27 protein-coding genes, 1 tRNA gene and 3 pseudogenes are annotated in these 26,495 nt (G+C 38.3%); 12 read left to right on the top strand and 19 right to left on the bottom strand.

Annotated features, from left to right (window positions below):
• Positions 1 to 15: 15 nt before the first annotated feature.
• Positions 16 to 1,428 (bottom strand): hypothetical protein, encoded by a 1,413-nt coding sequence (locus ACGTJS_RS02560; protein ID WP_315040634.1) that lies wholly within the window; start codon positions 1,426 to 1,428, stop codon positions 16 to 18.
• A gap of 79 nt (positions 1,429 to 1,507) precedes the next feature.
• On the opposite strand from ACGTJS_RS02560, the gene serB reads away from it, so the two are divergent.
• Positions 1,508 to 2,494, top strand: a complete 987-nt coding sequence (serB, locus tag ACGTJS_RS02555; RefSeq protein WP_410472721.1) for a phosphoserine phosphatase SerB — start codon at positions 1,508 to 1,510, stop codon at positions 2,492 to 2,494.
• 18 nt (positions 2,495 to 2,512) lie between these two features.
• Here the strand turns inward: serB and ACGTJS_RS02550 are convergent, their stop codons facing one another.
• Both ACGTJS_RS02550 and ACGTJS_RS02545 read right to left on the bottom strand, forming a co-directional pair.
• Positions 2,513 to 3,298 carry a type III pantothenate kinase gene (locus ACGTJS_RS02550; RefSeq protein WP_410472720.1) on the bottom strand — a complete coding sequence of 262 codons (786 nt, stop codon included), beginning with the start codon at positions 3,296 to 3,298 and terminating at the stop codon, positions 2,513 to 2,515.
• A gap of 44 nt (positions 3,299 to 3,342) precedes the next feature.
• Positions 3,343 to 4,227 carry a biotin--[acetyl-CoA-carboxylase] ligase gene (locus tag ACGTJS_RS02545; RefSeq protein ID WP_410472719.1) on the bottom strand — a complete coding sequence of 295 codons (885 nt, stop codon included), beginning with the start codon at positions 4,225 to 4,227 and terminating at the stop codon, positions 3,343 to 3,345.
• 206 nt (positions 4,228 to 4,433) lie between these two features.
• Between ACGTJS_RS02545 and ACGTJS_RS02540 the strand changes: the two genes are divergently transcribed.
• The 3 genes from ACGTJS_RS02540 to hemH all read left to right on the top strand — a co-directional run bounded on the left by ACGTJS_RS02540 (position 4,434) and on the right by hemH (position 7,120).
• Complete coding sequence (locus tag ACGTJS_RS02540; RefSeq protein WP_410472718.1) at positions 4,434 to 5,249, top strand: sulfite exporter TauE/SafE family protein; 816 nt, start codon at positions 4,434 to 4,436, stop codon at positions 5,247 to 5,249.
• 293 nt (positions 5,250 to 5,542) lie between these two features.
• Positions 5,543 to 5,911 carry a CZB domain-containing protein gene (locus ACGTJS_RS02535; protein ID WP_315043764.1) on the top strand — a complete coding sequence of 123 codons (369 nt, stop codon included), beginning with the start codon at positions 5,543 to 5,545 and terminating at the stop codon, positions 5,909 to 5,911.
• Between the two features lie 156 nt (positions 5,912 to 6,067).
• The gene (hemH, locus tag ACGTJS_RS02530; protein WP_315043768.1) at positions 6,068 to 7,120 is read left to right on the top strand and encodes a ferrochelatase; all 1,053 of its coding nucleotides are present in this window, start codon (positions 6,068 to 6,070) and stop codon (positions 7,118 to 7,120) included.
• Between the two features lie 84 nt (positions 7,121 to 7,204).
• On the opposite strand, the gene rplS is transcribed toward hemH, so the two are convergent.
• The 4 genes from rplS to rpsP all read right to left on the bottom strand — a co-directional run bounded on the left by rplS (position 7,205) and on the right by rpsP (position 9,364).
• A complete protein-coding gene (rplS, locus tag ACGTJS_RS02525; protein WP_315043770.1) occupies positions 7,205 to 7,579 on the bottom strand; it encodes a 50S ribosomal protein L19 in 375 nt (124 codons plus the stop codon).
• Between the two features lie 184 nt (positions 7,580 to 7,763).
• Positions 7,764 to 8,507: a tRNA (guanosine(37)-N1)-methyltransferase TrmD gene (gene trmD / locus ACGTJS_RS02520; RefSeq protein ID WP_315043772.1), complete on the bottom strand. Its 744-nt coding sequence runs from the start codon at positions 8,505 to 8,507 to the stop codon at positions 7,764 to 7,766.
• Between the two features lie 45 nt (positions 8,508 to 8,552).
• Positions 8,553 to 9,077, bottom strand: coding sequence for a ribosome maturation factor RimM (rimM, locus tag ACGTJS_RS02515; protein ID WP_315043774.1), 525 nt, complete (start codon positions 9,075 to 9,077; stop codon positions 8,553 to 8,555).
• Positions 9,078 to 9,106: 29 nt separating this feature from the next.
• Positions 9,107 to 9,364, bottom strand: coding sequence for a 30S ribosomal protein S16 (gene rpsP / locus ACGTJS_RS02510; protein WP_315043777.1), 258 nt, complete (start codon positions 9,362 to 9,364; stop codon positions 9,107 to 9,109).
• 386 nt (positions 9,365 to 9,750) lie between these two features.
• Between rpsP and ACGTJS_RS02505 the strand changes: the two genes are divergently transcribed.
• The 3 genes and pseudogenes from ACGTJS_RS02505 to ACGTJS_RS02495 all read left to right on the top strand — a co-directional run bounded on the left by ACGTJS_RS02505 (position 9,751) and on the right by ACGTJS_RS02495 (position 12,117).
• Positions 9,751 to 10,593: an integrase core domain-containing protein gene (locus tag ACGTJS_RS02505; protein ID WP_410472002.1), complete on the top strand. Its 843-nt coding sequence runs from the start codon at positions 9,751 to 9,753 to the stop codon at positions 10,591 to 10,593.
• A gap of 19 nt (positions 10,594 to 10,612) precedes the next feature.
• Positions 10,613 to 11,778 (top strand): annotated as a pseudogene (locus tag ACGTJS_RS02500) (RNA-guided endonuclease InsQ/TnpB family protein).
• A 262-nt stretch (positions 11,779 to 12,040) separates the two neighbouring features.
• A tRNA-Pro gene (locus ACGTJS_RS02495) sits at positions 12,041 to 12,117 on the top strand.
• A 60-nt stretch (positions 12,118 to 12,177) separates the two neighbouring features.
• Here the strand turns inward: ACGTJS_RS02495 and ACGTJS_RS02490 are convergent.
• On the bottom strand, positions 12,178 to 13,260 hold the full coding sequence (locus ACGTJS_RS02490) for an ABC transporter substrate-binding protein (RefSeq protein ID WP_410472717.1): 1,083 nt from the start codon (positions 13,258 to 13,260) through the stop codon (positions 12,178 to 12,180).
• 150 nt (positions 13,261 to 13,410) lie between these two features.
• Positions 13,411 to 13,611 carry a hypothetical protein gene (locus tag ACGTJS_RS02485; protein ID WP_410472716.1) on the bottom strand — a complete coding sequence of 67 codons (201 nt, stop codon included), beginning with the start codon at positions 13,609 to 13,611 and terminating at the stop codon, positions 13,411 to 13,413.
• A 133-nt stretch (positions 13,612 to 13,744) separates the two neighbouring features.
• Here ACGTJS_RS02485 and ACGTJS_RS02480 point away from each other — a divergent pair.
• Positions 13,745 to 14,617: pseudogene (locus ACGTJS_RS02480) on the top strand (IS982 family transposase); the annotation flags it as partial.
• A 30-nt stretch (positions 14,618 to 14,647) separates the two neighbouring features.
• Here the strand turns inward: ACGTJS_RS02480 and ACGTJS_RS02475 are convergent.
• Positions 14,648 to 15,490, bottom strand: coding sequence for an integrase core domain-containing protein (locus ACGTJS_RS02475; protein ID WP_410472715.1), 843 nt, complete (start codon positions 15,488 to 15,490; stop codon positions 14,648 to 14,650).
• Positions 15,491 to 15,608: 118 nt separating this feature from the next.
• On the opposite strand from ACGTJS_RS02475, the pseudogene ACGTJS_RS02470 reads away from it, so the two are divergent.
• A pseudogene (locus ACGTJS_RS02470) lies at positions 15,609 to 15,677 on the top strand (IS200/IS605 family transposase); the annotation flags it as partial.
• Positions 15,678 to 15,760: 83 nt separating this feature from the next.
• On the opposite strand, the gene ACGTJS_RS02465 reads toward ACGTJS_RS02470, so the two are convergent.
• The 9 genes from ACGTJS_RS02465 to gatC all read right to left on the bottom strand — a co-directional run bounded on the left by ACGTJS_RS02465 (position 15,761) and on the right by gatC (position 23,704).
• The gene (locus ACGTJS_RS02465) at positions 15,761 to 16,174 is read right to left on the bottom strand and encodes a hypothetical protein (RefSeq protein WP_410472714.1); all 414 of its coding nucleotides are present in this window, start codon (positions 16,172 to 16,174) and stop codon (positions 15,761 to 15,763) included.
• Positions 16,167 to 17,903, bottom strand: a complete 1,737-nt coding sequence (locus ACGTJS_RS02460; protein ID WP_410472713.1) for a hypothetical protein — start codon at positions 17,901 to 17,903, stop codon at positions 16,167 to 16,169. Before ACGTJS_RS02460 ends, ACGTJS_RS02465 begins: the two co-directional genes overlap by 8 nt.
• Entirely contained in the window at positions 17,896 to 18,639 is a 744-nt protein-coding gene (locus tag ACGTJS_RS02455) for a hypothetical protein (protein WP_410472712.1), read from the bottom strand. Before ACGTJS_RS02455 ends, ACGTJS_RS02460 begins: the two co-directional genes overlap by 8 nt.
• Before the next feature lie 87 nt (positions 18,640 to 18,726).
• On the bottom strand, positions 18,727 to 19,020 hold the full coding sequence (locus tag ACGTJS_RS02450; RefSeq protein ID WP_410472710.1) for a hypothetical protein: 294 nt from the start codon (positions 19,018 to 19,020) through the stop codon (positions 18,727 to 18,729).
• Positions 19,021 to 19,133: 113 nt separating this feature from the next.
• Complete coding sequence (gene gatB / locus ACGTJS_RS02445; RefSeq protein ID WP_410472709.1) at positions 19,134 to 20,627, bottom strand: Asp-tRNA(Asn)/Glu-tRNA(Gln) amidotransferase subunit GatB; 1,494 nt, start codon at positions 20,625 to 20,627, stop codon at positions 19,134 to 19,136.
• A 340-nt stretch (positions 20,628 to 20,967) separates the two neighbouring features.
• The gene (locus tag ACGTJS_RS02440) at positions 20,968 to 21,198 is read right to left on the bottom strand and encodes a hypothetical protein (protein WP_315043510.1); all 231 of its coding nucleotides are present in this window, start codon (positions 21,196 to 21,198) and stop codon (positions 20,968 to 20,970) included.
• A gap of 16 nt (positions 21,199 to 21,214) precedes the next feature.
• Entirely contained in the window at positions 21,215 to 22,693 is a 1,479-nt protein-coding gene (gene gatA, locus ACGTJS_RS02435; RefSeq protein ID WP_410472708.1) for an Asp-tRNA(Asn)/Glu-tRNA(Gln) amidotransferase subunit GatA, read from the bottom strand.
• 213 nt (positions 22,694 to 22,906) lie between these two features.
• Entirely contained in the window at positions 22,907 to 23,089 is a 183-nt protein-coding gene (locus tag ACGTJS_RS02430) for a hypothetical protein (protein WP_410472707.1), read from the bottom strand.
• 297 nt (positions 23,090 to 23,386) lie between these two features.
• Complete coding sequence (gene gatC / locus ACGTJS_RS02425) at positions 23,387 to 23,704, bottom strand: Asp-tRNA(Asn)/Glu-tRNA(Gln) amidotransferase subunit GatC (protein ID WP_410472706.1); 318 nt, start codon at positions 23,702 to 23,704, stop codon at positions 23,387 to 23,389.
• A gap of 315 nt (positions 23,705 to 24,019) precedes the next feature.
• Here gatC and ACGTJS_RS02420 point away from each other — a divergent pair, with 315 nt between their 5' ends.
• The 3 genes from ACGTJS_RS02420 (at position 24,020) to mreD (ending at position 26,484) form a co-directional block, all read left to right on the top strand.
• The gene (locus ACGTJS_RS02420) at positions 24,020 to 25,048 is read left to right on the top strand and encodes a rod shape-determining protein (RefSeq protein ID WP_410472705.1); all 1,029 of its coding nucleotides are present in this window, start codon (positions 24,020 to 24,022) and stop codon (positions 25,046 to 25,048) included.
• Positions 25,049 to 25,135: 87 nt separating this feature from the next.
• Positions 25,136 to 25,984: a rod shape-determining protein MreC gene (gene mreC, locus ACGTJS_RS02415; protein ID WP_410472704.1), complete on the top strand. Its 849-nt coding sequence runs from the start codon at positions 25,136 to 25,138 to the stop codon at positions 25,982 to 25,984.
• Positions 25,985 to 25,992: 8 nt separating this feature from the next.
• Positions 25,993 to 26,484: a rod shape-determining protein MreD gene (mreD, locus tag ACGTJS_RS02410; protein WP_410472703.1), complete on the top strand. Its 492-nt coding sequence runs from the start codon at positions 25,993 to 25,995 to the stop codon at positions 26,482 to 26,484.
• Positions 26,485 to 26,495: the final 11 nt, after the last annotated feature.

Here is a 26,495-nt window from a genome sequence, read left to right as displayed (position 1 = left end):
CTATTCTATTAATTATCAAATCGGTTGCGACATTTGGTAACGTTCGGTACTGGTTAAAATATCATCACGTTTACCAATCAACTCTTTCATAAACACTTGCGACAAGCCTTCATACCGCACCATTTCACGCTCGGCAATGCTGATTGGATTGTTAATGTGTTTGACTTGCACACTTTTATTTAACAAGGTTAGCAGATTTTTTGGGAATAATAACAATAAACCATCTTCTTTGGCATGGCTCTGCATCAGGTGCTGTACATCGGCAAATTGTTGCGTGGTACTCACGCCCACCGACATCGGCAAAGCAAAACGGGACAGTTCACGATGCTTTTCATAAACCACTTGATTTAAAATCAAAATCAATTTGGCAAGCAATACCGAAGCCAAAGTCACTTCTTCGCTTTTACCAGTCAAATGCACCACCGCACCATGTTTGTCAAAGTAAGGCAGTTGCTTTAAGGTTACGCTTTTGACAGCTTGGTTTAACACGGATTGGCGTTGACCCAGTAGGCTATCGCACGCACGTTTTAACAGCTGTTCGCAAAGGTGCAAATACGGCTGTGCCACTTCGGGAGCTAGGCGTTCCAACAATTTAAACTCATCATAAAAACGGATTTGCAATGCCAATTCATATTCGGTTGCCATGGTTTGTTGATGAAGATTTTTTGGCAAATTATCCGCTGTTTCGGTTGGTGTGGTAGCGATATTTTGGCTAGTAGATGGGTTTTTGGCTTGCTGTTGTTGCAAATAACTTTGAATGCTAAACCCTGCTTTTTCGCCTGTTTTATTGTCTGTCGCTTGGGGTCTTTCATTTGATGGTGGTGTTTGTTTTTCGCTGTCTTTGTCATCTTGCGGTACATTTTGCGACACATTGGCAGTCGGCACGCCAAAACGAGCCAAAGCAACACGTTGTTGCACTTTTTCGCCAATTTGTAACAACTGTTCTTGGGTCGGTCTGGCATTGTAACGATAAATAAACCATAAAAAAATGTGCAACACAGCAGAACCCAAAATAAACAGCCACTGCGATGCCAACACTTCGCCATTAGACACTGCTTTCATGGTGATAGCCACTTGTCCCACTTGTTGATTATTTTGGATAATCGGTTTTTCAATCACCTGCCCCATGTCATTTTGAGCCACGCCAGTTTGCACAAGGGCAGTTTTATCCGCACCGCTAATCGTCAAACGAGCCACATCGCTATCTAGCTGATAACGGTTTGCCAACACGCTTAAACTAATGCGGTCTTGATTGCTCACCGCAACCAAAGCTTCTTTACTCAATTGCTCAACAATTTTTTCGCCTTTATTGGTGCGATAGTCATATTGTTGTTTTTCGGAACTTAATGCAAGAACCAATAAATGTAAGCAAAAACTTGCTAGCAAAATAACGGCAAATAAGCCCTGACGGGGTGCAAGATGATTCATAAATTTAAAACTTTCTTTCGTGGAAAATAAATGTTACATTATCATGCTAATTGCCATCGCAAACAAGAGGAAAATGACATTGAACGCAACTTTTTTTCAAAAAATTGTAAAAATTGACCCAAACGCATGGGTTTTGACCTTTTTTTCACCCAAATTTGAACTGGGTATCTTTGCCAATATCAACCAATTACTTGCCGAAAGCTACCCAACCTTACGCATTTTGCACCAAAGCACGTTGGTTGATGAAAGTGATTGGCAAAATAATGCCGACAAATCCCAAGCCGAACAAACCAGTCCTGTGAGTATTTTTCAATGGATTGTTACAGGTGTTGATGATGATTTTGGCAAAAATATTAAACAAATTTTTAAAGATTTTGAGCAAATAGATATCAATGCCGTGCCAATCGCCAAACTTACTCGTCCGCACAAACTGGCATTGTTTGACATGGATTCTACTTTGATTGAGCAAGAAGTCATTGTAGAGCTTGCCAAAAAAGCAGGCATTGGCGAGCAAGTGGACATCATTACCGAATCTGCCATGCGTGGCGAGATTGATTTTGATGAAAGTTTTACTCGCCGAGTGGCATTGTTAAAAGGCTTAAAATCCGACTTTTTGGACGAAATCATCAAACAAAATATCACATTTAGCTTGGGGGCAAAACGTCTGATTAGCACGCTAAAAAACAACGGCTATCATGTGGTATTGGTGTCAGGCGGGTTTAGTTATTTTGCAGAATATGTAAAAACACAATTAGGCATTGATGAAATATACGCCAACGAATTGGATGTTATTGATGGCGAATTGACAGGCAAAGTAACTTCACCGATTGTCAATGGGGCAAAAAAAGCCGAGATTCTGCAAGCCGTTGCCAAACGTTTAAACATTGATGTGGCAGATACGGTGGCGGTGGGTGATGGAGCGAATGACTTGCCAATGCTGGCGTTGGCGGATATTGGCGTGGCATACCGAGCCAAACCTGTGGTGCAAGAACAAGCCAATTATGCCATCAATCAGACAGGGTTGGACGGAGTGCTTGCAGTGTTGGGATTGACTGCAGAAGATTAATTTTTTGTTAAACTTTTATTAAGTTTTATTAAAAAACCGTTGCAAACCAATTAACAATAAATCCTGTTTTATCAAAGGTTTAACGCTTAAATATGGCTCAAAGGTTTTGGCATCACCGCCTGTTAGCACCACGTCAAAATTGGCGTGGTGCTTAATCACTTCGTTAATCGCCCCCACGATAGACAGCAAAATGCCATGATGTACCGCATTTTTGGTGGTTGTGCCGACACTGATATTGTCAAACGAGCCGTCCTTGATACTAATCTGCCGAGTGCCTTTGAACAAGGCTTCACGCTGAAGGTAAATGCTCGGAAAAATATAACCGCCCAAATGATGACCCCGATTGTTCAAATCGTCTTTATCACAGTCAATCAAATCAATCGTCAAAGCCGTACCACAACCGACCACGCACAATTTTTTATCTTTTTCTACCACACCAAGCATTTGTAACCATCTGTCCATGCCCAGTTGATTGGGATTGTAGTCGCTTTTCATTAAGTGATGATTATCAGTTACTTTAGCAAAAGCGAATGGTTTTTCCAGAACTTCTAAACTTTTAGCAACTCTTTCATTCACTTTTTCACCCAAAACAGAAGAAATTCCGATAAAAGTTGGGTTAAACCACGAAAAACGGTCAGCCAATCCCCACAAAATCTCCGCAGGGGCTTGCAAATGCTGTTTGGCATCGTGTTCTAGTACATTGCCTTTATCATCGGTGAGCCAATATTTTAGGCGAGTATTGCCTAAATCTAGCCATAATTTGGTCGGTTCATCATGAACGTGTTTAAAAATAGGTAAAGTCATTGTGTGGTTTCTCTTAATATCTAAGCTAATTATCTTTTGTAAAATCAATCATTTGACAAAATATGAATTGTCCCTGTCCAAATCGGTTCAATCTGTTGGTTTTTTGTACAAACTAACAAACAGCCGTTGTTATCAATGCCGACCGCCTGCCCTGTTTTTTGGCTGTTTGGTAAATCAATTAAAATATTTTTATCTTTTAATACGTCAAATTGGCTAAATTCTATTAAAAAATTGTTAAAAAAAACTTTATTATAAAATTCGTTAAATTGACAAATCGCCTTGTAACAAGCAGTTATCATCATCTCATAAATTTCATTTAATTCAATGGGTTGTGTTAAAAAATTGGCAAGGCTAATCGCTTGGTAATTGAGAGTTTCTTGGGTGATTTTGGTTAAAACAGGCGGTTTATGCACATTTAAGCCAATGCCGATGACAATGCCGAGCATTTTGCCTTGATGATTGACAGGTTCAATCAAAATCCCAGATAATTTTTGGAATTGTGCGTTTTGGTAAAAGCCAACGTCATTCACCCATTTTACGCCAATGGTCGGCAAATTTTGGCTTTTTAAGGTTGTATTGATTTGTTGGATTATTGGCATTTTTACCAATGCCAAAGCGATAGCGAGCGACAGTCTGCCGTCTATTGGGGTTTTGATAAAAAAGTGTTGGTTTTTACTAAACTTTTGTGTAGGAATGTATAGAGAAAAATAGACGTTGCCAATGGGAGATTGCCACGTTCTGCCATGTTGTCCACGTCCGCTTGTTTGGCGGTCGGCGGTGAGTAGGTGCGGACGGCTAAAGTGCATTTGATGGTTATCGTTGTTTTGAGCATTTTTATCAAAACTTTTGTCAAAGCTGTCAATAACCCACGCAATTAGCTCGCTGTTGGTGGAATGGGTGGTCGTTAAATGGGTGTGGGGAATTTGCATAAGTTAATGGATTTGGGTTATCGCTAAAAAATTATCATTCAAAAAAATTCATCAAACCTAAAAAACAATTCGCTTTTAAATCAGCGTGATTGTGGTAAAATTCACGCTTTAACTTCACGCATATATTGCAAAAACGTGATGAATACTCTTTTTTACAATTTTAAAAATAGCTATCATACCCCAATTTTGCAATAAAGGAAAATAATATGTTAATGTATCTATGGTTTTTGCTCGCAGGGGCGTTCGCAGGCGTGTGTGCAGGGCTGTTTGGCGTGGGCGGTGGCTTGATTATCGTGCCTGTACTCATGGCGATTTTTGGGGCGTACGGCTACTCGCCAGAAGTCATCACCCATCTAGCGGTCGGCACGTCTTTGGCGACCATCGTGGTAACGTCCATCAGCTCCATGCAGTCGCACAACAAGCGTGGCGGTGTGCGGTGGGACGTGTGGCGAAATATGTCTATCGGCTTGGTGGTCGGTAGCGTATTTGGAGCGTTCGTTGCCGAAAAATTAAAAGGCGAAATTTTGACCTTGCTTATCGCTGGCATGGCGTTGTTTATGGGTTTCAAAATGGTCATGGCAAAAAAATCAGACGCAGTCGCCACAGGCAATCTGCCATCTGCCCCTGTACAGTCGGCGGTTGGAGGCTTGATTGGTATGGCATCGGCTGTGTTTGGCATTGGTGGTGGTAGTTTTACTGTGCCGTTTTTGAGCCGTTTTGGTTTGACTATGCAACAAGCGGTCGGCACGTCATCGGACTGCGGTCTGCCGATTGCGTTGGCAGGGGCGTTTGGTTTTATGTTTTTTGGGCGAAATGTACAAGGCTTGCCACCTGATGCGATTGGTTTTGTGCATTTATCGGCATTTGTTTGTATTTCTGTGATGAGTTATATTTTTGCCAAAGTCGGGGCAAAACTCGCTCATCAACTGCCTGCAAGCACGCTTAAACGCATGTTTGGTGGATTGTTGTTGATAGTTGGTATAAAAATGGCATTGGGCGGATTGGGCATTCAGCTATTTTAATTATTTTTTTAAAAGAAAACTGCATATATAAATTTTTCTAAATAATTGTTAAGAATTTTTAGGATATCTGTTTTTTTGTATGTTTTAGTATATTTTTTGTACAATTATGTAAATATAAAGTGTATAATTTCGCCATAAAGTTGATATTCGTTGAATTTTAGCTTTATAAATGAGATGTCAAAAATAAACATATTTGATAAAAATCATATTTTTATACGATTTTATCAATGGTTTTGTTTTAAAAAAGTAACATCATTCTTTAAAATTTTTCAATGATTTGGAAGGATTTAGATATGCAAGAATTGGATTTTAATGCCGTTGCTCATGCTCATGCCGATTGGAAAAATAAACTACGTCATGCTATTGATAACCATGAAGAAGTAGATGCTGACACCCTTTGCAAAGACAATGTGTGTATGTTTGGCAAATGGCTGTATGATGATGCGACTAAAAAAACGATGGGCGGTGTAGAAGCCTACGAAAGTTGTCGTGAAATTCATGCCATTTTTCATAAAGAAGCAGGCAAAATTGCGGTTGAAATTAACCGACAAAATTATGCCAAAGCCCATGATATGCTGAAGTCTGGCACACCATATTGGCAAGCGAGTACCGATGTCGCTTTGTCATTGCATGAATTGCGTAAAGCGGTTTCCGCCAAATAATCAAACATTATTTGATAAAAAATCCGTTATCTTTTGGTAGCGGATTTTTTATGCTTTGTTAAAAATACTTTTAAAATTAAAACGTGAATGGTTTTGCATAAGCCCAAAAACAATGTTAAAATCCACCACTCATTTAACAAAAAACGAATAACAATAATGAACCCAACCCAACCACAAAAAATCGCCGTTGTCCTTGTCAATCTTGGCACACCAGACGAGCCGACACCGCAAGCGGTCAAAGCCTACCTACGCCAATTTTTATCCGACTCACGAGTGATAGAAATTCCGCAATTTATTTGGCAAATTATTCTCAATTTATTTGTGCTAACCACACGCCCAAAAAAAGTTGCCCACGCTTACCAAAGTATTTGGGAAAACGATTCGCCATTACGCAAAATCGCCAAAGAACAAGCCCAATTTTTGCAACAACGTTTTGACAGCGAAAAACAGGTAAAAGACAGCTTGTTACAAGGTTTTGATGTGCAAGTTTATACCGCCATGACCTATGGCAAGCCAGCGTTGAGAGATATTTTGGACGACTTAACCAATCCAAATGACAGACAAAAAACCGAACAAATCGTCATTTTTCCGCTATATCCGCAATATTCTGCGACCACCACAGGGGCGGTGTTTGACGTGATTGCTAAATGGGGGCTACAACAGCGAAATTTGCCAAGTTTTACCTTGATTAAAGATTATTTTGCCAATCCTTTATATATCAAGGCTTTAGCAGATAATATTCGCAAGTTTCAAGCCACACATGGCAAACCTGAAAAATTGTTGATGAGTTTTCATGGGATTCCGCAACCCTATGCCGATAAAGGCGACCCCTATGCCGACCGCTGTCGCTGTACCGCTGGGCAACTTGCCAAAGAATTGGGGCTAAACGATGGCGAATGGTTGTGCAGTTTTCAATCTCGCTTTGGCAAACAAGAATGGGTCAAACCCTATACCGATGCGACTTTGACTGAGTGGGGTAGGCAAGGGGTTAAATCGGTGCAAGTGATTAGCCCTGCATTTTCGGTGGATTGTTTGGAAACGCTGGAAGAATTGTCGGTGGAAAATCGGGATATTTTCCAAAATAATGGTGGTGGCGAATACCATTATATTCCTGCGTTAAATGCCGATAGCTTGCATATTGATATGATGTGGCAAATCGTTTTGCCCCATGTGTTGGCACATAAAGATAATAAAGCCAATTGGGTGTAACCAATTTTTTATATTCAACAAAAAACCCAATTTAAAAAAATTGGGTTTTTGCTTTTTGGTGTACAAGGTTGTAATGGCTTAAAATTAAGCTTGTTCTTTACGGTAAGATAGTTTCTCACGGATACGAGCAGATTTACCAGAACGTTCACGTAGATAGTAAAGTTTCGCACGGCGAACATCACCACGGCGTTTCACTTCAATGCTAGCAATCAATGGTGAGTGAGTTTGGAAAGCACGCTCAACGCCAACACCGCTTGAGATTTTACGCACGGTGAAAGCTGAGTTCAAGCCACGGTTACGTTTAGCGATAACCACGCCTTCAAACGCTTGCAGACGCTCACGGTCGCCTTCACGTACTTTTACTTGTACGACAACAGTATCACCTGGACCAAAGTTTGGTACGTCAGTTTTTAATTGGCTGTTTTCAATTTCTTGAACTAATTTATGTTTGTTGCTCATGAGAGGATTCCTCATTTATAGGGGGATAGAGGCTATTAATTTATTATCACATTTTTAGCATGGTAATAAACCGCATACTCCCCGTTAATTTTTATGTGTTGGAACACGTTTTTGTTATCCGTCAAGTGGATAATTCTGTTGGTTAAAGCGTTTAATCAATTTGCAATCAATTTTTTATCAATATTTAATCAATTAAATTGGCTTCTTTTAACCATTTTTTTTGGCTTTGATTTGGCAAAAATGCTTGCCATAAATCAGGTCTGCGAGCTATCGTGCGTTTGGCTTGCTCAACAAATCGCCATTTTGCAATATTGGCATGGTGTCCTGATAATAACACGTCAGGGACAGTTTTGCCATGAAACGTTAAAGGCTTGGTATATTGTGGATAATCCAACAACCCATCAACAAATGAGTCGCAAACGGCGGATAAATCATCGCCCATTACATCAGGCAACCGTCTTATCAAACTATCCATTAACACCATCGCAGGCAATTCACCGCCTGTTAGCACATAATCACCGATAGAACATTCCATATCCACATATTGCTCAATCAACCGCTCATCAATACCTTCGTAACGACCGCATAATAAAATCAGTCCGTCATATTGACAATAATCAAGCACCAATGCTTCATTTAATGTTTTACCTTGTGGCGATAGATACACGACAGGGCAGTTTTTTCCACGATTTTTCACTTGTTGTTTGGCAAACAAAATGGCTTTTTCTAACGGTTCAGCCATCATCACCATACCCGGACCACCCCCAAAAGGGCGTTCGTCAATCCGATGATAATTATCGTTGGTAAAATCTCTTGGGTTTACCAATAATATTTCCGCTTGATTGCGAGCGATTGCCCGGGCGGTAATACCAAATTGGCTAATACTATCAAACATTTGTGGCAAAATACTAATCACTGCAAAAAACATGGTAATTTACCTAACTGCTTATTTTTTAACAATTTTAACAAAGGTTTAATAATCAACACCCCAATCCACTAGGATAATTTTTTGGGTCAAATCAACGTCCACGATGGTTTGTTTGTGCCAAGGGATAAGCCGTTCTTCGTTATCAATACTTTCATCGGTAGGTTCAACGACTATAATGGCGTGAGCCCCTGTTTCAAAAAGTTCTTTAACACGACCTAATTGGCTATTATCTTGCTGACTTTTGACGGTTAAGCCGATTAAGTCCGCCCAATAATATTCGTCTTCGTTCAAACTAGACAAGTTGTCTTTGTTCGCCCAAAGCGTCACCCCAAACATGGTTTCTGCGATATTGCGGTCTGGCACTTCGTTTAGCTGTACCACATAGCCTTTGCCTTGGGTTCGCCAGTTTTTGACGGTTAGGGTTTTTTCGCCCATTGCCGTTTTGATTACCCAAGGCTTGATATCAAAGATTGCTTCACGGTCTTCCATGTAGCTAAATAACCAAAGCCAGCCTTGAATGCCGTAGGGCTTTTTGAGTTCACCGACTTTGATTAGATTGTTTGCTGTCATAAAAACCTACAATTTTGATTGAACTAAACTTATGCAGAAGCTTGTTCTTTTTTTACTTTTTTGAACAATGCTTTTACACGGTCAGTTGGTTGTGCACCTTTTTTAATCCATGCTTCGTATGTTTCAACGTCAAGTCGTACAGGGATTTCTTTGCCTTGTGCGATTGGGTTAAAAAAGCCGATGTTTTCAATGTAACGACCGTCACGTGGGCTACGTGAGTCGGTTACCACGATTTGATAAAATGGGCGTTTCTTTGCACCGCCCCGTGCTAAACGGATAACTACCATAGTTTTCTCTCTGTGAATGTATGTTCAGTGGTTAGAGCCTAAAAATATCTGTTTTTTGTAAAAAATACAGACGCTAAAAGACCCAAACGTGGGTGTTTTTCTGCTGTACAAGCATTTAACAACGTTTAGGTACACCAAAAATACAGCATTTTAACATATTTTTTAAAAATTCACTAGATTTTTTAAAAATTATTTTTGGATTGCTGTTTTATTTAAAAAAAGTGAAGTAAGCTAAAAGTGAACAAGCAATCAGTAATACTACACTAACCTCAATTCGATATAAAAAATCATTTAACTTATTGAAAAAATATAAACAAATAAGAAACCTACAATAAAGTGTAAGATATCCTAGCGTTATTTACAGTATTTAGGATAAAATACTGCAAATGAACATACATAAAAACACCAGACTGCTACCGTTTGAAAGAGAAGCTATTTGGATAGCCTATCATCAAAACAAACAAAGCGTAACATCACTTGCTGAAGAATACAAAGTATCAAGACCAACAATCTACAAGGTATTGAAACTTGCTAGAGTGAAGTTACTAAAACCACAAACCAGTGTCAATAATCGCTTTAAACAAGCGAAATTTGGTATTAAACGCTTAGCTAAAGTTGAAAAGAGTATACAAGACAAACTCAAAAAACAAGCCAAGCGTTATAATAAATCCTATCCTGGTGAGATGGTACACGTAGATACAAAACGCCTACCACTGCTCAAAGGACAAAATAGCAACAGCCCTAGAGAATATCTGTTTGTTGCCATTGATGATTATTCTCGTGAACTGTATGCTTGTATTATGCCAGACAAAACAGCTTTTAGTGCGGCTAAGTTTCTGACAGAACAAGTTATTAAACCTTGCCCTTATACGATTGAGGTGATTTATTCTGACAATGGCACAGAATATAAAGGCACAAAAGACCATGAATTTGTCAAAGCCTGTTATAATAACAACATCAATCAGAAATTCACCAAAGTTGCCAAACCACAAACCAATGGTAAAGCAGAACGAGTAATACGTACGCTCATGGAAATGTGGCATGAACAATGTGAATTTACAGGTAGTGAACATAGAAAGCAAGAATTAACAAGATTTCTTAATTTCTATAATACCGTTAAACCCCATTCATCTTTAACTAAAAAAGATGATATTACTGGCAAAACTCAAACCTTTACTCCTTATGAGTGGTTGGAGTTTTATTTTAAACAAAGTGTAAATAACGCTTGAGGTTCTTACACTTAAACCTATGAAAACACTCAAGCTACGCATACGAGACAAACACACAGACCAACTAAACCGCCTAAGCGGTTCGGTCAATTTCGTATGGAACTACATTAATGACTTGAATTACAAGCACCTACAAAAGACTGGAAAATTCTTTAGTGCTTACGACCTAAACGAATACACCAAAGGTAGCGGTGAATTACTTAGCTTGCATAGTCAAACCATACAAGCCATCAACGAAACCCACACCAAAAGCCGTGAGCAATTCAAAAAAGCCAAACTATCATGGCGAACCAACAACCCAAACTCTAAGCGTAAAAGCTTAGGTTGGCTACCATTCAAACAATCGGCTATTAAACACATTGCCACACACCAAACTGGTAAAAAAGGCTTAAAATCCACCTTACAACTATCCCTAGCCAAAGGACAAAAGCTAGTTATTGACCTATGGGACAGCTACAACCTTAGCCTATATCAAATCAACACCCTTGAGGTCGTCCAAGACAACCGTAACCGTTGGTATGTCTGTATCACCGTCAAAGAATACCCTAGAACTACTTGCGCTACTGGTAGTTTAGGCATAGACTTAGGATTAAAAGAAAGTGCCACCACCTCAAACGGTGACAAGCTCACAATCAAGCAAACGCTCAAATATGCCAAAGAGTTAGCCATAGCTCAAAGAGCCAAAAACAAACAACGTGTTAAGGCAATCCATGCCAAAATCAAAAATACACGCCAAGACCTCATCCACAAATTCACCACCCAATTAGTCAAAGACAACGCCCTAATCGTGGTAGGTGATGTGAAAACCACCCAATTCAACAGCAAAAAAGGCAAACTAGCCAAGTCAGTATATGACGCAGGTTGGTTTGAACTCAAACGACAACTGACCTACAAATGCGAGAACACAGGTTGCCGTTTTGAAATCGTAAATGAACGATACACTACCCAAACTTGTTCGTATTGCGGTCAAATCGACAGCAACAGTCCGAAAGGTAGAGCAGGTTTGCGAATAAGAGATGAGAACGAATTAAGCAAAGCACTGCTTTGCTCGTTCGCAAGACAAGAGCTACGCTTGCAGTAACTTGTGCGAAGTGTGGCACATGGCATGATAGAGATATTAATGCCAGTAAGAACATTCTTGCGGTCGGGCTTGACCGTCTGGGAGCAGGAATCCCCGAACGATAGGGAGGGGAGGAAGTCAAATTTGGCAACACTTCTCAAACGCTTGGAAGAAAAATATTCCTTTAACCGTGAAATTAATGATAAACGTATTAAAAAAGAGAAACCATTATGCTACCAACAGACACACAAGGACAACTCAACTGGGAATATATGGAAAACACAATGAAACAACAAGAATTAAAGCAAATCTTAGCAATCATTCGCCATTTTTCATCATAAATTTTCTTGCAAATTCCCAAAAAACCTTTATAATAAACCACTTATTCGGGGCGTAGCGCAGTCTGGTAGCGCACTTGCATGGGGTGCAAGGGGTCGCGAGTTCAAATCCCGCCGTTCCGACCAAACAACCAAAAAGGGCGTTTCAATCTATTTTGAAACACCCTTTTTTATTTTTTTAAGCGATTATTTTTTCACTTCTTTGGCAGGCGTGGTATCCACATTGACAGCCTTTTGCAATACCGTATCTGGGAAAGTCAAACCTTGCAGTTGTGCGTGTTTTGGGCTGACATATAGTGTTAAATCATTCATCACCGTAGGGGCAACTTGGGTGATTGGCGTGCCATCAAGGATTTTTACCACCATTTTGCCAGTCGCTCGCCCAAAGTCATAGTCATTCACGCCCAACGCCGCCGCCGCCCCGCGTCTGACACTAAATTCATCAGAGGCGATAATCGGCATTTTGAGCGTATTGGCAGATTCCACCATAGACTCCATAGACGAGGCGACATTGTTATCAAGCGATGTGTAAATCACTTGGGCTTTGCCGTCCAAGCCTTTGGTTGCCATGCCGATTTCGTTTGGTCGATTGGTCGGCATTTCTACCAATTTTAAGCCACGTTTTGGCAACTCTTTGTTTAAATCATTTTTTAACGATACCGAATTCATCTCGCCAGCACTGTAAACATAGCCGATAGATTTGGCATTTGGCAAAATTTGTTGAATAAAATCAAGCTGTGGGGCAAGTGGTAACTGACTAGATAAACCTGTAATATTCGCCTGTGTGGGTTTGTTATTTTCATCAATCAGTTTGGCAGCCACAGGATTTGACACCGCTGTATAGACAATCGGAATATCTTTACTCGCCGCCGCCATAGATTGTGCCGATGGCGTGGATAGGGCGACAATCACATCTGGATTGTCAGCGACAAATTGCTTGGAAATTTGGGCGACCGTTGCCGTGTTGCCTTGTGCGGATTGAAAATTGACTTTTAAATTTTGTCCTTGTTTATAGCCTTGCGACTCGATTTCGTCAATCACGCCTTGGCGAATGGCATCAAGTGATGGGTGTTCCACGATGGCAGTGATGGCAACGGTTTTGGCAGGCTTGTCGCTGGTGGTGGCAGTGCTTGATGGCGTTGTCGTGCTTGCGGTGGTCGCTTCTGTTTTGTTTTGCGGTTGGTTATTTTGCGGTTGCGAGCAAGCACTTAAGGTTACGCCAACGACTGCGGTTAATAAAGATAAACGAAAAGTTGATAAGGTTTTCATAATTTTTTTCCAAAAAAGTGTGTTGTAAAAGTTTCAATGTACTAGTTTACTATAACGATATGATAACACAAATTTCATAATGAAAACATCTTTTTTTTGGAAAAAATGGGGTTAAAATGTTTGGTTTTTTACTGTTTTTTAAAAATTAATTTAAAAATCAATAAAATTATCAAGGTGTTTAAACAAACCAATGATAAAACGAATGATTGCAATCGGCAATTCAATGAACAATTCACAAATGTCAAAAAAATGCTCTAGCCAGTCGTGACGCTGTTGTCTATATTGGTTGCGGTTGGATTTTTTTAACAATGTCAAAATGATAATGGACAAATAACCAAAGCCCGCAACCAATGATTATCCAAGGCGTGTTGTTTTGGATAAGCCCTGTAATTAACCTGAATTCGACATAAGAAAAAACTAAAAAAAAGAAGCCCAATATGTTAAAGTAAATTCACCACAAACAACCCTAACAAGGACTTCTTACATGGACAACCTCGAAGCACTATACTGCCACATAGACGACTATTGCAAAACATACACAAACGAACAACAGAAGAAAATGCTAACCCAAAAGAGCAAAAGCAGTAAAAAAACACGAAACAAACCATGCCGTATTAGTTTATCAGAAATCATCACCATATTGGTAGTATTTCACCAAATAAAATACAGAGAATTTAAAGCCTTCTACTACAACTACCTCACCCAATGGCTAAAACCTGCCTTTCCAAACCTACCAAGCTACACAAGAATGGTAGAACTCATGGAAAAAGCAATAGTTCCCATGTGTGACTACCTACAATCTCTCATGCAAAACAACTGCACAGGCATAAACTACATTGACTCAACCAGTTTAGCCGTATGTGATAATCACCGTATCAACCGCAACAAAGTATTTGCAGAAACAGCACAGCGAGGTAAAAGCAGTATGGGGTGGTTTTTTGGCTTTAAACTACACGTCATTATCAATGATAAAGGTGAATTGGTCAATCTAACCGTAACCAAAGGCAATGTTGATGATAGGCAACCTGTGAAAAGACTTTGTGAATCTCATGTTTTTGGTAAACTCTTTGCTGATAAAGGTTATATTGATAAATCATTGACAGATTGGCTTGATGAGCATTTAGATATTGAGTTAATCACGAATGTTAAAAAGAATATGAAATCTAAAGATATTTCATGGTTAAATAGACGATTGCTTAAACGCCGTTTTTTGATTGAAACTGTGTTTGATGAGTTAAAGAATATGTGTCAAATTGAGCATTCAAGGCATCGTAGTTATGTTGGGTTTATGAGTAATTTGTTGGCAGGGTTGATTGCTTATTGTCATCAAACAAAGAAGCCTACATTAAAAAATGTCCTGTTGGGGCATTCTTTATTTGTAAGAACCTCAAGCGTTATTTACACTTTGTTTAAAATAAAACTCCAACCACTCATAAGGAGTAAAGGTTTGAGTTTTGCCAGTAATATCATCTTTTTTAGTTAAAGATGAATGGGGTTTAACGGTATTATAGAAATTAAGAAATCTTGTTAATTCTTGCTTTCTATGTTTACTACTTGTAAATTCACATTGTTCATGCCACATCTCCATGAGCGTACGTATTACTCGTTCTGCTTTACCATTGGTTTGTGGTTTGGCAACTTTGGTGAATTTCTGATTGATGTTGTTATTATAACAGGCTTTGACAAATTCATGGTCTTTTGTGCCTTTATATTCTGTGCCATTGTCAGAATAAATCACCTCAATCGTATAAGGGCAAGGTTTAATAACTTGTTCTGTCAGAAACTTAGCCGCACTAAAAGCTGTTTTGTCTGGCATAATACAAGCATACAGTTCACGAGAATAATCATCAATGGCAACAAACAGATATTCTCTAGGGCTGTTGCTATTTTGTCCTTTGAGCAGTGGTAGGCGTTTTGTATCTACGTGTACCATCTCACCAGGATAGGATTTATTATAACGCTTGGCTTGTTTTTTGAGTTTGTCTTGTATACTCTTTTCAACTTTAGCTAAGCGTTTAATGCCAAATTTCGCTTGTTTAAAGCGATTATTGACACTGGTTTGTGGTTTTAGTAACTTCACTCTGGCAAGTTTCAATACCTTGTAGATTGTTGGTCTTGATACTTTGTATTCTTCAGCAAGTGATGTTACGCTTTGTTTGTTTTGATGATAGGCTATCCAAATAGCTTCTCTTTCAAGTGGTAATAGTCTGGTGTTTTTATGTATGTTCATTTGCAGTATTTTATCCTAAATACTGTAAATAACGCTAGGATATCTTACAGTTTAAGTATAATTGGATTTTTCTATTTTACATTTGGTATAATTATATGTCAAACGATTTAAGATGGGGTCGCCTAACTATTTTGCAGGTAGTTGTGGCGGTGCTCCAATCGAGATTATCCGCCAGTACATTGAATAGCAAAATACACCGCACTAAACAACGTCCATGCGTAAGCATGATTGCTTAAGTTGCCTTATATCCACCGCCTGAAGTCGGTGGTTTTACGGCAACGGGGGATAAACAAAATCGAAAAATTCCCTAATGTCAAAATAAATAAAATACGCAAGCTCTACACTACCAAGTTTTATAGCAGTAATTTTACGCCCTGTGTTTGGGCAAATGCCAGTACATAATTCTTCATCAAGAGTAATACATACTTTTTTCCTAAAGGATACTTTATTGTTTTCTTTTTGTATATCACTTAAGAAATTAAAATAAAATTCAGGAAAAATACTTTCTTTTCTTTTAGAATAATCAAAGTCAAAAGATGACAAATGCTTATCAGAACTGATGATTTCATAATCATCAGTACCTATTATCTCTTGAATGATAGAACTTGTAACTTTATCTATAAACTCTTGATAAAGATTTCCTTGCAATCCAAATACAAAATTACTTCTAAAATTTTCAGCCATTTAAATAAATCTCTTGAATTTTGATAAAGTTTATTCTAATTAAGTCTATATTACAATCTAGCATTTTACCATCAATAACAATATTCTTTTCATTCACATCATAATAGGGAACGCAAAATTGATTATTGATTGGCTCATCAATTATTTGTGATAAACAAAATTCATAAGCCAATGATTTGATAATACTTGTATTAACTTTAATATTGTTTCTATAATCTTGATTTTCAAAAATATTATAAGAATAATATTTCCAGTCAACGATATTTATATGTTTTTGAGAGATTTTATTTTTGTTTTCTTGCTCAATATTATCAAGTATAGCATGAAATAATTTTTCAGGTATAGACTTAACAATAAAAGAACTTGAATCTAATTTTTTTATTTTTAATTTTTTTAAGAAAGGTTTTACAGTTTTCTTCTTTTTTAAGCCTCTGCCTTTATTTTCTTCTGGGTACAAAATATCAAATATTTTTTCAGAAAAATATTCATATATTTCATTAAATTTTATTTGAAAATTTAATAATAAATTATTATCAACATCATCTTTTTGATGAAATTTAAAAATAACATTAATATTGCTGGTCAATGCTAGTAAGTCAGAAGAGTCTTTCTTTTTCTCATAGGAAAATACGCCAATATTCATTATATCTGTTATGGATAAATTATTTTGTGAATTACGCTTGTAAATAATATCCGGTCTAATCCAACGCTTTAATCCATTCAAATCAAGATAAAATGGGTTATTTGGAATGATATTTTTATCAATCCATACATAGTTTTTGGTTAGGTTTGTTTTGTATTGATTTAATGGTAAACTACTGTCGCAATACAAGATATCATATTCTTCATTTTTAGCAGACATATAGTTACACATTTCTTCCCAAATATAACTAAAATTATTAATACCCCAAAATCCCTGATTACTGTCCTTATTAAATTCTAAACTACCATATAAAAAATACTCTACTGCCTCATAAATATCCCAATATTGGTAATTTTTATAAGCTGTGGTTTTATAAATATTATCCAAACAATCTTTTAGAATGCTGATTGTTGATTCAAAAGAATATTCGGAAAATAAACTTTGTTCTGGACTTAGGTGTTTATAAGAAAAGTTAAAGGCGATTTCTTTGATTTGTTCAGACAATTCCTGCTCTAATTCGTTTGCCAATTCTTTATAGATATAGCAAAATAGCTCAATTAATTCAGACGGTACACCACGCACAATGTTGCGATAGCCAACCATATTCTCAATAAAAATGGCATTATTACTCAAGAAAATGCCTTTATCCAAATAATTTTCAATTTTGGAATAATCTACTTCTTCAACCAAGCCTAATTCTTGGATTAAAGATTCGATTTCCAACTCTTGATAAGTTTTAAAAATATTATCAATCAAATCAATTTTGCTATATAAAACGGTTTCGTTATTATCCTCATCAGTAAAAATATAAACTCCATTATGGTTTTCAATTTGGACATTATCTTTATTTTGCACCCTCTTATCTAAATATTTTTCTTGGTTTTGACGAAATTTTTCAAAAGTACGATACATTGCAAAAAATAATTTTTTAACATTATCATAACTAGCCTCAAAACTTTCAAACCCCTTAGGCAAAGTAAAAGCCATTTTGCCCAAATATTTATCCTTACGAATACCAACAAATGAGCCACGATAACAATTTGGCTCATTTGGCTGAACAATGGCTAATTCATTAAAATTAAACATCGCTATTCTCATAATTTTGAATTTTTTTAACAAAAACTTCTACTTGCAAAGCAAAATCACCAAAAGTAACCAATTTATTTTTGTTTTGCTCTACATTGTCATTGCCAAATAGTAGTTTTACTAAGGGTGTTTTATCTCTATTAAAAACACTATCCCAGATAAAAAACATCAATTTACTTTGAATAATAGAATATTCAATTTGATTTTGCTCATTGCCTTTAATAAAATACCTACCAATTTGTTTATCTTCAATACCACGAATATAGCTATGATTAGATTTAATAAATTGATTTAAATTATTTATAAAATCAAGATATGTTTTATTTTTTTCGTCTTTCTCATTATTGTAATTGTAGTAGAAATATTGATTTTTTCCAGCATCAATAATAGCTTTTGATCGATTATCGTCTACATCAATAAACTGCCACTCCCAACGGCGTTTAAAGGCAGTATCCATGTGATAAATAGAACTATCTGATGTATTCATTGTGGCGATAATATGGAGATTTGGTGGGATTCTTATTGTTTTGTTTACTAAATCAAACTTTAAATAAGCTAATTTTGGCTGAAATGTCTCTAATTTCTTTGCATTATCAAAGCCTTTTAACTTATATTCATCAATTTCTTGGTTTTTATCATAAGAAAAAGTAAACCCTATTAATTCCAATAATCTAAAAAAAGTAACACCATTGATACTTGTATCATAACTTGACCACCCATCATCACGTCTATCCAATAACTGAAATACTGAACCAAAAATGGCTGATGAATTACCACGATTAATTTCATCAATTACAAGAATAACATTTTCAGGCTCTGATGATTATTGTCCATTTTTATCATGGACAATAATCATGTTTTTATAAGCTTGTGCCAATGCCTTCAAAAAATGCCCTTCATAAAAGTTATACTCTACTTGACCAGCTCTTGTGATGGGTAGTAATTTACCTATAAAATCACCATAGGTATATTCAGGGTGAAATACAGCTTTAATCACATTTTCAGGGTTCGCTTTTTCGTCAATCCCTAATTCATAAGGGATAATTTCTGATTTAATTAAATGGCTTTTTCCAGTCCCCGGACTACCAAAGATGATTTTTTGAATGGGCTGTGTCATAGTCTTTCCTAAAATAATAAAAATATAGAACTTATCTAGATAAAAATTACCATACGAAAACGCCCTATCAAGTCATTTATTGATGGGGCTTTTGGTTTATAGTAGTAAATGAATTAACCAATCAACTCTTTTAACAACTGATTCACTTGAGCAGGATTGGCTCTCCCTTTACTTGCTTTCATCACTTGTCCGACCAGTCCATTAAAGGCTTTTTCTTTACCAGACTTATATTCATCAACCATTGCTTGATTGTTTTTCAACACCTGTTCCACAATGGCTTTAATCGCCCCTATGTCGGTTTCTTGTTTTAAGCCTTTATCGCTGATGATTTTATCAACAGCATTGTCATCTTGACCGCCTTCCCCTGCAAACAAAGCGGTAAAGGCTTGTTTGGCAAGTTTGCCAGATAAGGTGTTGTCATTGATACGTTCAATGAGTTTGGCAAGTTGTGCGGTGCTAATGGGGCTGTATTCAATGGTTTTTTCGTCTTTGTTTAACGCTCCCAATAAATCGCCCATGACCCAGTTAGCTGTAATTTTTGCATGGGTTTTGCCAACTTTTTCCACCACATTTTCATAATAATCCGCCAAAGCACGGCTTGCGGTCAAAATACGGCTGTCATATTCTGGCAAACCAAAATCCGCCATAAATCGCTCACGGCGAGCGACAGGCAATTCTGGCATTTTATCATTAATCGCTTTAAAATCGCTCTCGCTGATATGCACAGGCAATAGGTCTGGGTCGGGGAAGTAGCGATAATCGTTGGCTTCTTCTTTGGTACGCATGGCTCGTGTGGTGTTGGTGTTGGGGTCATATAGGCGAGTGGCTTGTTCCACCTTGCCACCGTCTTCAATTAGGTCAATTTGGCGTTCAATTTCCACATTAATCGCTTGCTCAATAAAACGAAATGAGTTGATGTTTTTAAGTTCATTGCGAGTGCCAAACGGCTCATTTGGCTTACGCACCGATACGTTACAGTCGGCACGGAATGAGCCTTCCGCCATGATAGCGTCCGAAATGCCAAGCCATGTAACCAGTTGATGAATGGCTTTGACATAGGCGACCGCTTCGGCTGATGAACGCATATCAGGTTCTGAGACAATCTCAATGAGCGGTGTACCAGCTCGGTTTAAATCCACGCCTGTCATCTGTGGGATAGCGTCATGCACCGATTTGCCAGCGTCTTCTTCTAGGTGGGCTCTGGTGATGCCAATACGCTTGCTGTACTGGTTTTTTTCGCCTTCGTTTACCACGATGTCAATGTAGCCTTTGCCGACAATGGGGTGTGCCATTTGGCTGATTTGGTAGCCTTTTGGCAAGTCTGGGTAAAAGTAGTTTTTGCGGTCAAAGGCGTTCATCATGCCAATTTCAGCGTTTACGCCTAAGCCAAACATGACCGCTTTTTCCACGACTTCTTTGTTTAGCACAGGCAATACCCCCGGCAATGCCAAATCAATGATGTTGGCTTGGGTGTTTGGCTCTTGTCCAAACTCGGTAGAAGCTGGTGAGAAAATTTTGGTGTTGGTGTTTAATTGGCAGTGAATTTCAATGCCGATAACGACTTCGTAGCCGTCAATAAGTAGGTCTTTTTGGGTTGGGTATGTCATTGTTTTTCCTTTAAAATTTTAAATTTAGTTTAAACGATTTTGCCAATAGTCTGTACTTCTTGCACCATGCACGACCGCAGAAATAATCACATCATCATTATTCACCAAAAACTTTGGGATAAGCCATTTGTAGTCATTTTTAGTAAAACATTATACAATAAAATGGGGTTCAACAAATTCACCTTGTGGCATACGGCTAAATTTAATAGCCACTTCCCAAATACTTGCATTGCTAAAAAATAGCTCGTTTTCGCTATCTAAAATGACTTTTTTGCTTTATCGCTGAGTTTAGGATGATTTTGTACGACCCAAAGTAAAATATGGGTATCAAGTAAATAGCTCATTGATAAAATTCCGTCAATTCAATATCATCAAAATCATCAGGGACGTTAAAAGGTGCAATACCGCCTAACCGATGTATCGCAAGCTGTTTTTGCGGTTGAGATTTTTTAGCAAAAACTAAATACGGTTTGACAATTTGAGCAATAAACTCTCTCAAATTTTCTTTGCCAATTTGATTAACCAAATTTTGATAAACCAAATCATCAAGTTGTATTGTTACATTTTGCATAAAATCCCCAAAAAATTTACGCCAAAGTTGCCATTTTTTGATGAAAATCCGTAACCTGCTGATACGCATCTGCCATATTAAGCAATTTATCTTCTTGCCAATGATTACCGATTAATTGCAAACCCACAGGCAAATGATTGTCATCAAAGCCAACAGGCAGGCTCATCGCAGGCAATCCTGCCAAATTCACACCAATGGTATAAACATCGCCCATATAAATCTCACTAGGCGTAAGGCTTGCACCAATTTTATACGCAGTCGTTGGAGCGGTTGGCGTGGCAATGACATCACAGCTTTCAAAGGCTTTGGCAAAATCTTGGCTAATCAAACGGCGAACCTTTTGAGCCTTGACATAATAAGCATCAAAATAACCTGCCGATAACGCATACGTCCCCATCAAAATACGGCGTTGCACTTCCGCCCCAAAGCCTTCGGAGCGTGAGCGAGTATAAAGGTCGGTCAAATCGCTTGGATTTTCACAGCGATAGCCATAACGCACGCCATCATAGCGAGATAGGTTTGATGACGCTTCGGCAGGGGCAAGCAGATAATAAGTGGCAAGTGTGATTTCTGGTTTTGTCAAACTTACGTCCACCAAAGTCGCCCCAAGTGCTTCATATTGCTTTAAGGCTTGATTGATTTGCGTTTTGACGGTTTCGTTTAAGCCTTCACCAAAATATTCGGTCGGCACGCCAATTTTTACCCCTTGCAATGGCTTATCCGCTTGGCGATTTGCGTGCAGTTTTTCCACCCAATTTGGCACATCAGCATTGTAACTGGTTGAGTCTTTATTGTCATAACCTGCCATCACTTGCAACAGATAAGCACAATCTTCTGCCGTTTTGCCAAATGTGCCTGCTTGGTCAAAACTTGACGCATACGCAATCATGCCAAAGCGTGAAATGCGTCCGTAAGTGGGCTTAATGCCTGTCAAACCGCAAAAACTGGCAGGTTGGCGAATTGAACCGCCTGTGTCCGAGCCTGTGGCAATCGGTGCAAATCCAGACGCAACCGCCGCCGCCGAACCGCCAGACGACCCCCCCGGTACACGGCTTAAATCCCACGGATTATGCACCGCCCCAAAGTATGAGCTTTCGTTGTCCGAACCCATCGCAAACTCGTCCATGCTCGTTTTGCCAAGCGTTACCAAGCCGACATCAAGGCATTTTTGCACAATAGTGGCGTTATAAGGCGAGACAAAATTGGCAAGCATTTTTGAGCCACAAGTGGTCAAAACGCCTTCGGTGTTAAAAATGTCTTTGTGAGCAAGCGGAATGCCTGTCAGTGCATGGGCGTTGCCGTTTGCTAAAAGCTCGTCCGCTTGTTTGGCTTGTTTGATGGCAAGCTCTGGCGTTACCGTGATAAAGCTGTTAATGGCTTTGTCGTGTTTGGCAATGCGGTCAAGAAAGTGTTGGGTTAATTCAACACTGCTAAATTGTTTGTTTTTTAAGCCGTCTGATAGGGCTTTGACGGAAAGTTCGTGTAAATTTGTCATGGTTTTCTCTAAAAATTTTGTTAAAAGTAAAATTATAGGGTGCGTTTTACGCAACGTTTACAGAGTAATTATTTTAAACTGCTAAAGTTTTGGATTTTCGGGATTTTGCCATAATTTTTCAAAATTTGTTTGACTGATTTCAGTCGTAACAAATTCTTCGTTATCATCGCCACAATGTAAAACATCATCAATCGTAGTATCATAAAGCCATGTTTAATCAACACCTTCTTGATTAGTTGCATCGGCATATAATTTTTTGCCAGAAACAAAAACTTCAATACGTTGAACTTCATCGCCTTTTTCATTAAAAGCAGAATAATAAATGTTTGGAAATTCATCACCAACATCATCTTGCGACCATTCTGTTTTAAAATATCTCATTGAAATCTTTCCCATAAAAACTGCAATTCTAAATTTTGCGTAAAACGCACATTATTAGGTAAATAATACGTTAAGTTAAGCAAACAGCAAGCGAAACATCGCATTCATGCGTTCAATATCTTTTGGGCTTGAGTGTTCGTTGATAAGTTGCACGACATCTTTATCAAGTTTGGATAAGACGGACTGCGAAATTTGCTCATATTCTTTCTTGTTTTCTTAAGGTTGCTTGACCATTGGGTGTTTGATGATTGTAGCATTATCAAAGTCAAAATCATAAAAATAATTTTCAGTAGTTGGCATTTTATACAACCATCACTCAATCACTTGTGGCACAAGAAACAACCCATCTTGCACACTTGGAGCGACCGACTGATTTAGTTCACGATTGACCGTCAAGCCATTACCGTCCACCACATCATCACGCAGTGGCTGTGTCATGTCATGCACGTTAGTCAGTGGGGCAACGCTGTCCGTATTGACATCGGCTAAAATGTCCATCATAGATAAAATTTTGCTCAAATCTTTGGCATAATCATTCGCCAAATCAGCATTAACAGCAAGGCGAGAGAGCTTTGCCACACCTAAAATATCATCGGTTGAAATCGCACTATTTGAAGCGTTTTGCGACATAGTTTTTCCTTTTTTATCACTTTAAAAAAAATTAATCTGTCTATTTTAACAAATTTCATAAAAGTTATGGGTGAAATTTTGATAAAAATTTTAAAACAAACAAAAATCTATTATTTAAAAAACCAATAAAAAAATAATTTTTAATCAAAAAAATATGATTTCGTCATAATTTGTTATAAAAAAATTCCACATAAATGACAGTTTTTATCAAAATGACTATATTTTGCGATATTTTAGCGTTATAATCTACCACTATTTATTTTGATCTATTGACTGCTTATTTTGCAGTAAAACATTTCCACTGGGATTTTATTCATGTTCGGATTTTTATCAACCAATATCGCCATTGACTTAGGCACAGCTAACACATTAATCTACTCACCGGGTAAAGGTGTTGTGCTAAATGAGCCAACCGTTGTTGCCCTACGCAGTAACCGTACCCAAAATCCAACGGTCGCCGCTGTTGGTATTGATGCCAAACAAATGCTCGGTCGTACTCCTGATAACATCACCGCCATTCGTCCACTAAAAGATGGCGTGATTGCCGATTTTGAAGTTACACAACAAATGTTAAAACATTTTATTGCCAAAGTAAAAGCCAAAGGCTTTTTGTCAAATTTGAATGTAATTGTCTGTGTACCTTGCAAATCCACCTTGGTTGAGCGTAAAGCCATTCGTGAAGCGGTAATTTCCGCAGGTGCAAACAAAGCATTATTGATTGAAGAGCCAATGGCGGCAGCGATTGGTGCAGGATTGCCTGTGCATGATGCCAGTGGCTCTATGGTTGTGGATATCGGTGGTGGTACGACTGAGATTGCCGTGATTGCCTTGTCTGGCTGTGTGTATGCCGATTCTATTCGTATCGGTGGTGATGTGTTTGACGAAGCGATTATCAATCACGTTCGCCGTACGCATGGTTGTGTGATTGGTGAAACCACAGCCGAACGTATCAAAATGGAAGTCGGTACTGCCATTGAAGACAAAATGGACAAACCGCTTGAAGTTGAAGTGCGTGGTCGTAGCATGGCAGAGGGCGTGCCAAAAACTTTTACCGTTACGTCTACCGAAATTCAAAAAGCACTAAGCGACCCATTGTCAGGGATTATCGCAGGAGTAAAAGCCGCTCTTGAGCAAACCCCACCGGAACTATCATCAGACATCGCCGAACGTGGTATTGTTTTGACAGGTGGCGGTGCATTACTGCGTAATTTGGATATTTTGATTTCTCGTGAAACAGGCTTGCCAGTTACCGTTGCCGAAGAGCCATTGGCGTGTGTAACTCGTGGTGGTGGCAAGGCGTTGGACTTTATTAACAATAAGTCATTAAATATGATTTTTGTATAAAAAATTGTTAATGTTTGAAAAATACCGCTTTTGGCGGTATTTTGTATTTATTCTATAATATTTTTTGTTTGTAATTTTGGATTTTGTATGTCATTAACTTTGTTTAGCCAACAACCGCTTGCTTTACGCAAAACGGCGATTGTCGTTTTTTGTGCCATTGTGTTGATGTTATTAGACAGCAAAAATCCAGAATGGTTTCAGCCTTTTCGCAATGCCAGTCATGCGGCTATGCAACCGATTTATCAGTTTTCCACTTATCCAAGTTTTTTTGGCAGTTGGCTTGACAGCAAAACTGAAAGCAAAGAAGCCCTTCGCCGTGAAAATATTCAATTAAAAACCGAAATTTTGCACATGAAAGGGCAACTGCAACGCCAAGATTATTTGGTTGCCGAAAATGCCCGTTTACAAGGCATTTTGTCTACCACCATTCCCAGTCAGTTTAATTTGATGTTGGCATCAAAAGCCATCGGTACGGATAGCAATCCGTTACGCCAAATGATTGTGATTAACAAAGGCAAACAAGATGGCGTGATAATTGGTCAAACCGTGATTGATGAAAAAGGGATTTTGGGGCAAGTACTAAATGTGTACGACAATACCAGTCGTGTGGTGCTATTAACAGACGAACAGCAATCTGTGGGCGTTACCGTAAAACGTACAGGACAAAATGCCATTGTGTCAGGCAAGGGCAACCCACAATTTTTGTCATTGGATTATATTTTTAAGGCGACTGATGTCCGTGTGGGCGATGAACTGATTTCATCAGGGCTTGGCGGTCGTATTCCTGCAGGCTTTCCTGTCGGACGCGTGTCAAAAGTAGAAGATGAACAAGCAGGTGGTTTTGCCAAAATCATGGTAACGCCTACCGCCAATTTTGTAAATACTTCTTATGTCTTGCTGTTGCAATCAAAACAAAACCCAAGTAAAACTTCTTAAATCTAGCCATGCCAAATACCGCCAATTCCGCCAAAAAATCCAATACACACATCTATCTTGCGATGGCGATAAGTTTTGTATTGGCATCGGTTTTGAGTATTTATCCATTGAGTGCGAGCATTGCATTATTTCGCCCCATGTGGCTTGTGATGGTGCTGGTGTTTTGGTTGATTTTTCAACCTGCACGCATGGGGGTGATTTTGGCATTTTTTATCGGTTTGGGTGTGGATTTATTGACCGATAGTCGGCTCGGACAGCAAGCACTGTGTGCGGTGATTGTGGCTTTTTTTGTCAAATTTATTAGCGGTTATTTAAAACAATTGTCATCAGGATTGGTTTGGCTATTGGCAAGTGCGTGTTTGCTAATTTATCAAATCAGTTTGGTAATTTTGCATTTTTTTACCCAAGCTGTTTTTGTCCCAGAATTGTTCGTTGCTGTTTTTACCAGTATTTTTGTTTGGCCCTTGTTGGTCGCTGTCATGATTAAATATACCCGATAATCCCAGTTTAT

The organism is Faucicola mancuniensis (assembly GCF_046523945.1).
Lineage (GTDB): Bacteria > Pseudomonadota > Gammaproteobacteria > Pseudomonadales > Moraxellaceae > Faucicola > Faucicola mancuniensis.
The sequence above is the reverse complement of the archived record's forward strand: the minus strand, read 5'-3'. Positions and strand labels throughout refer to the sequence as shown.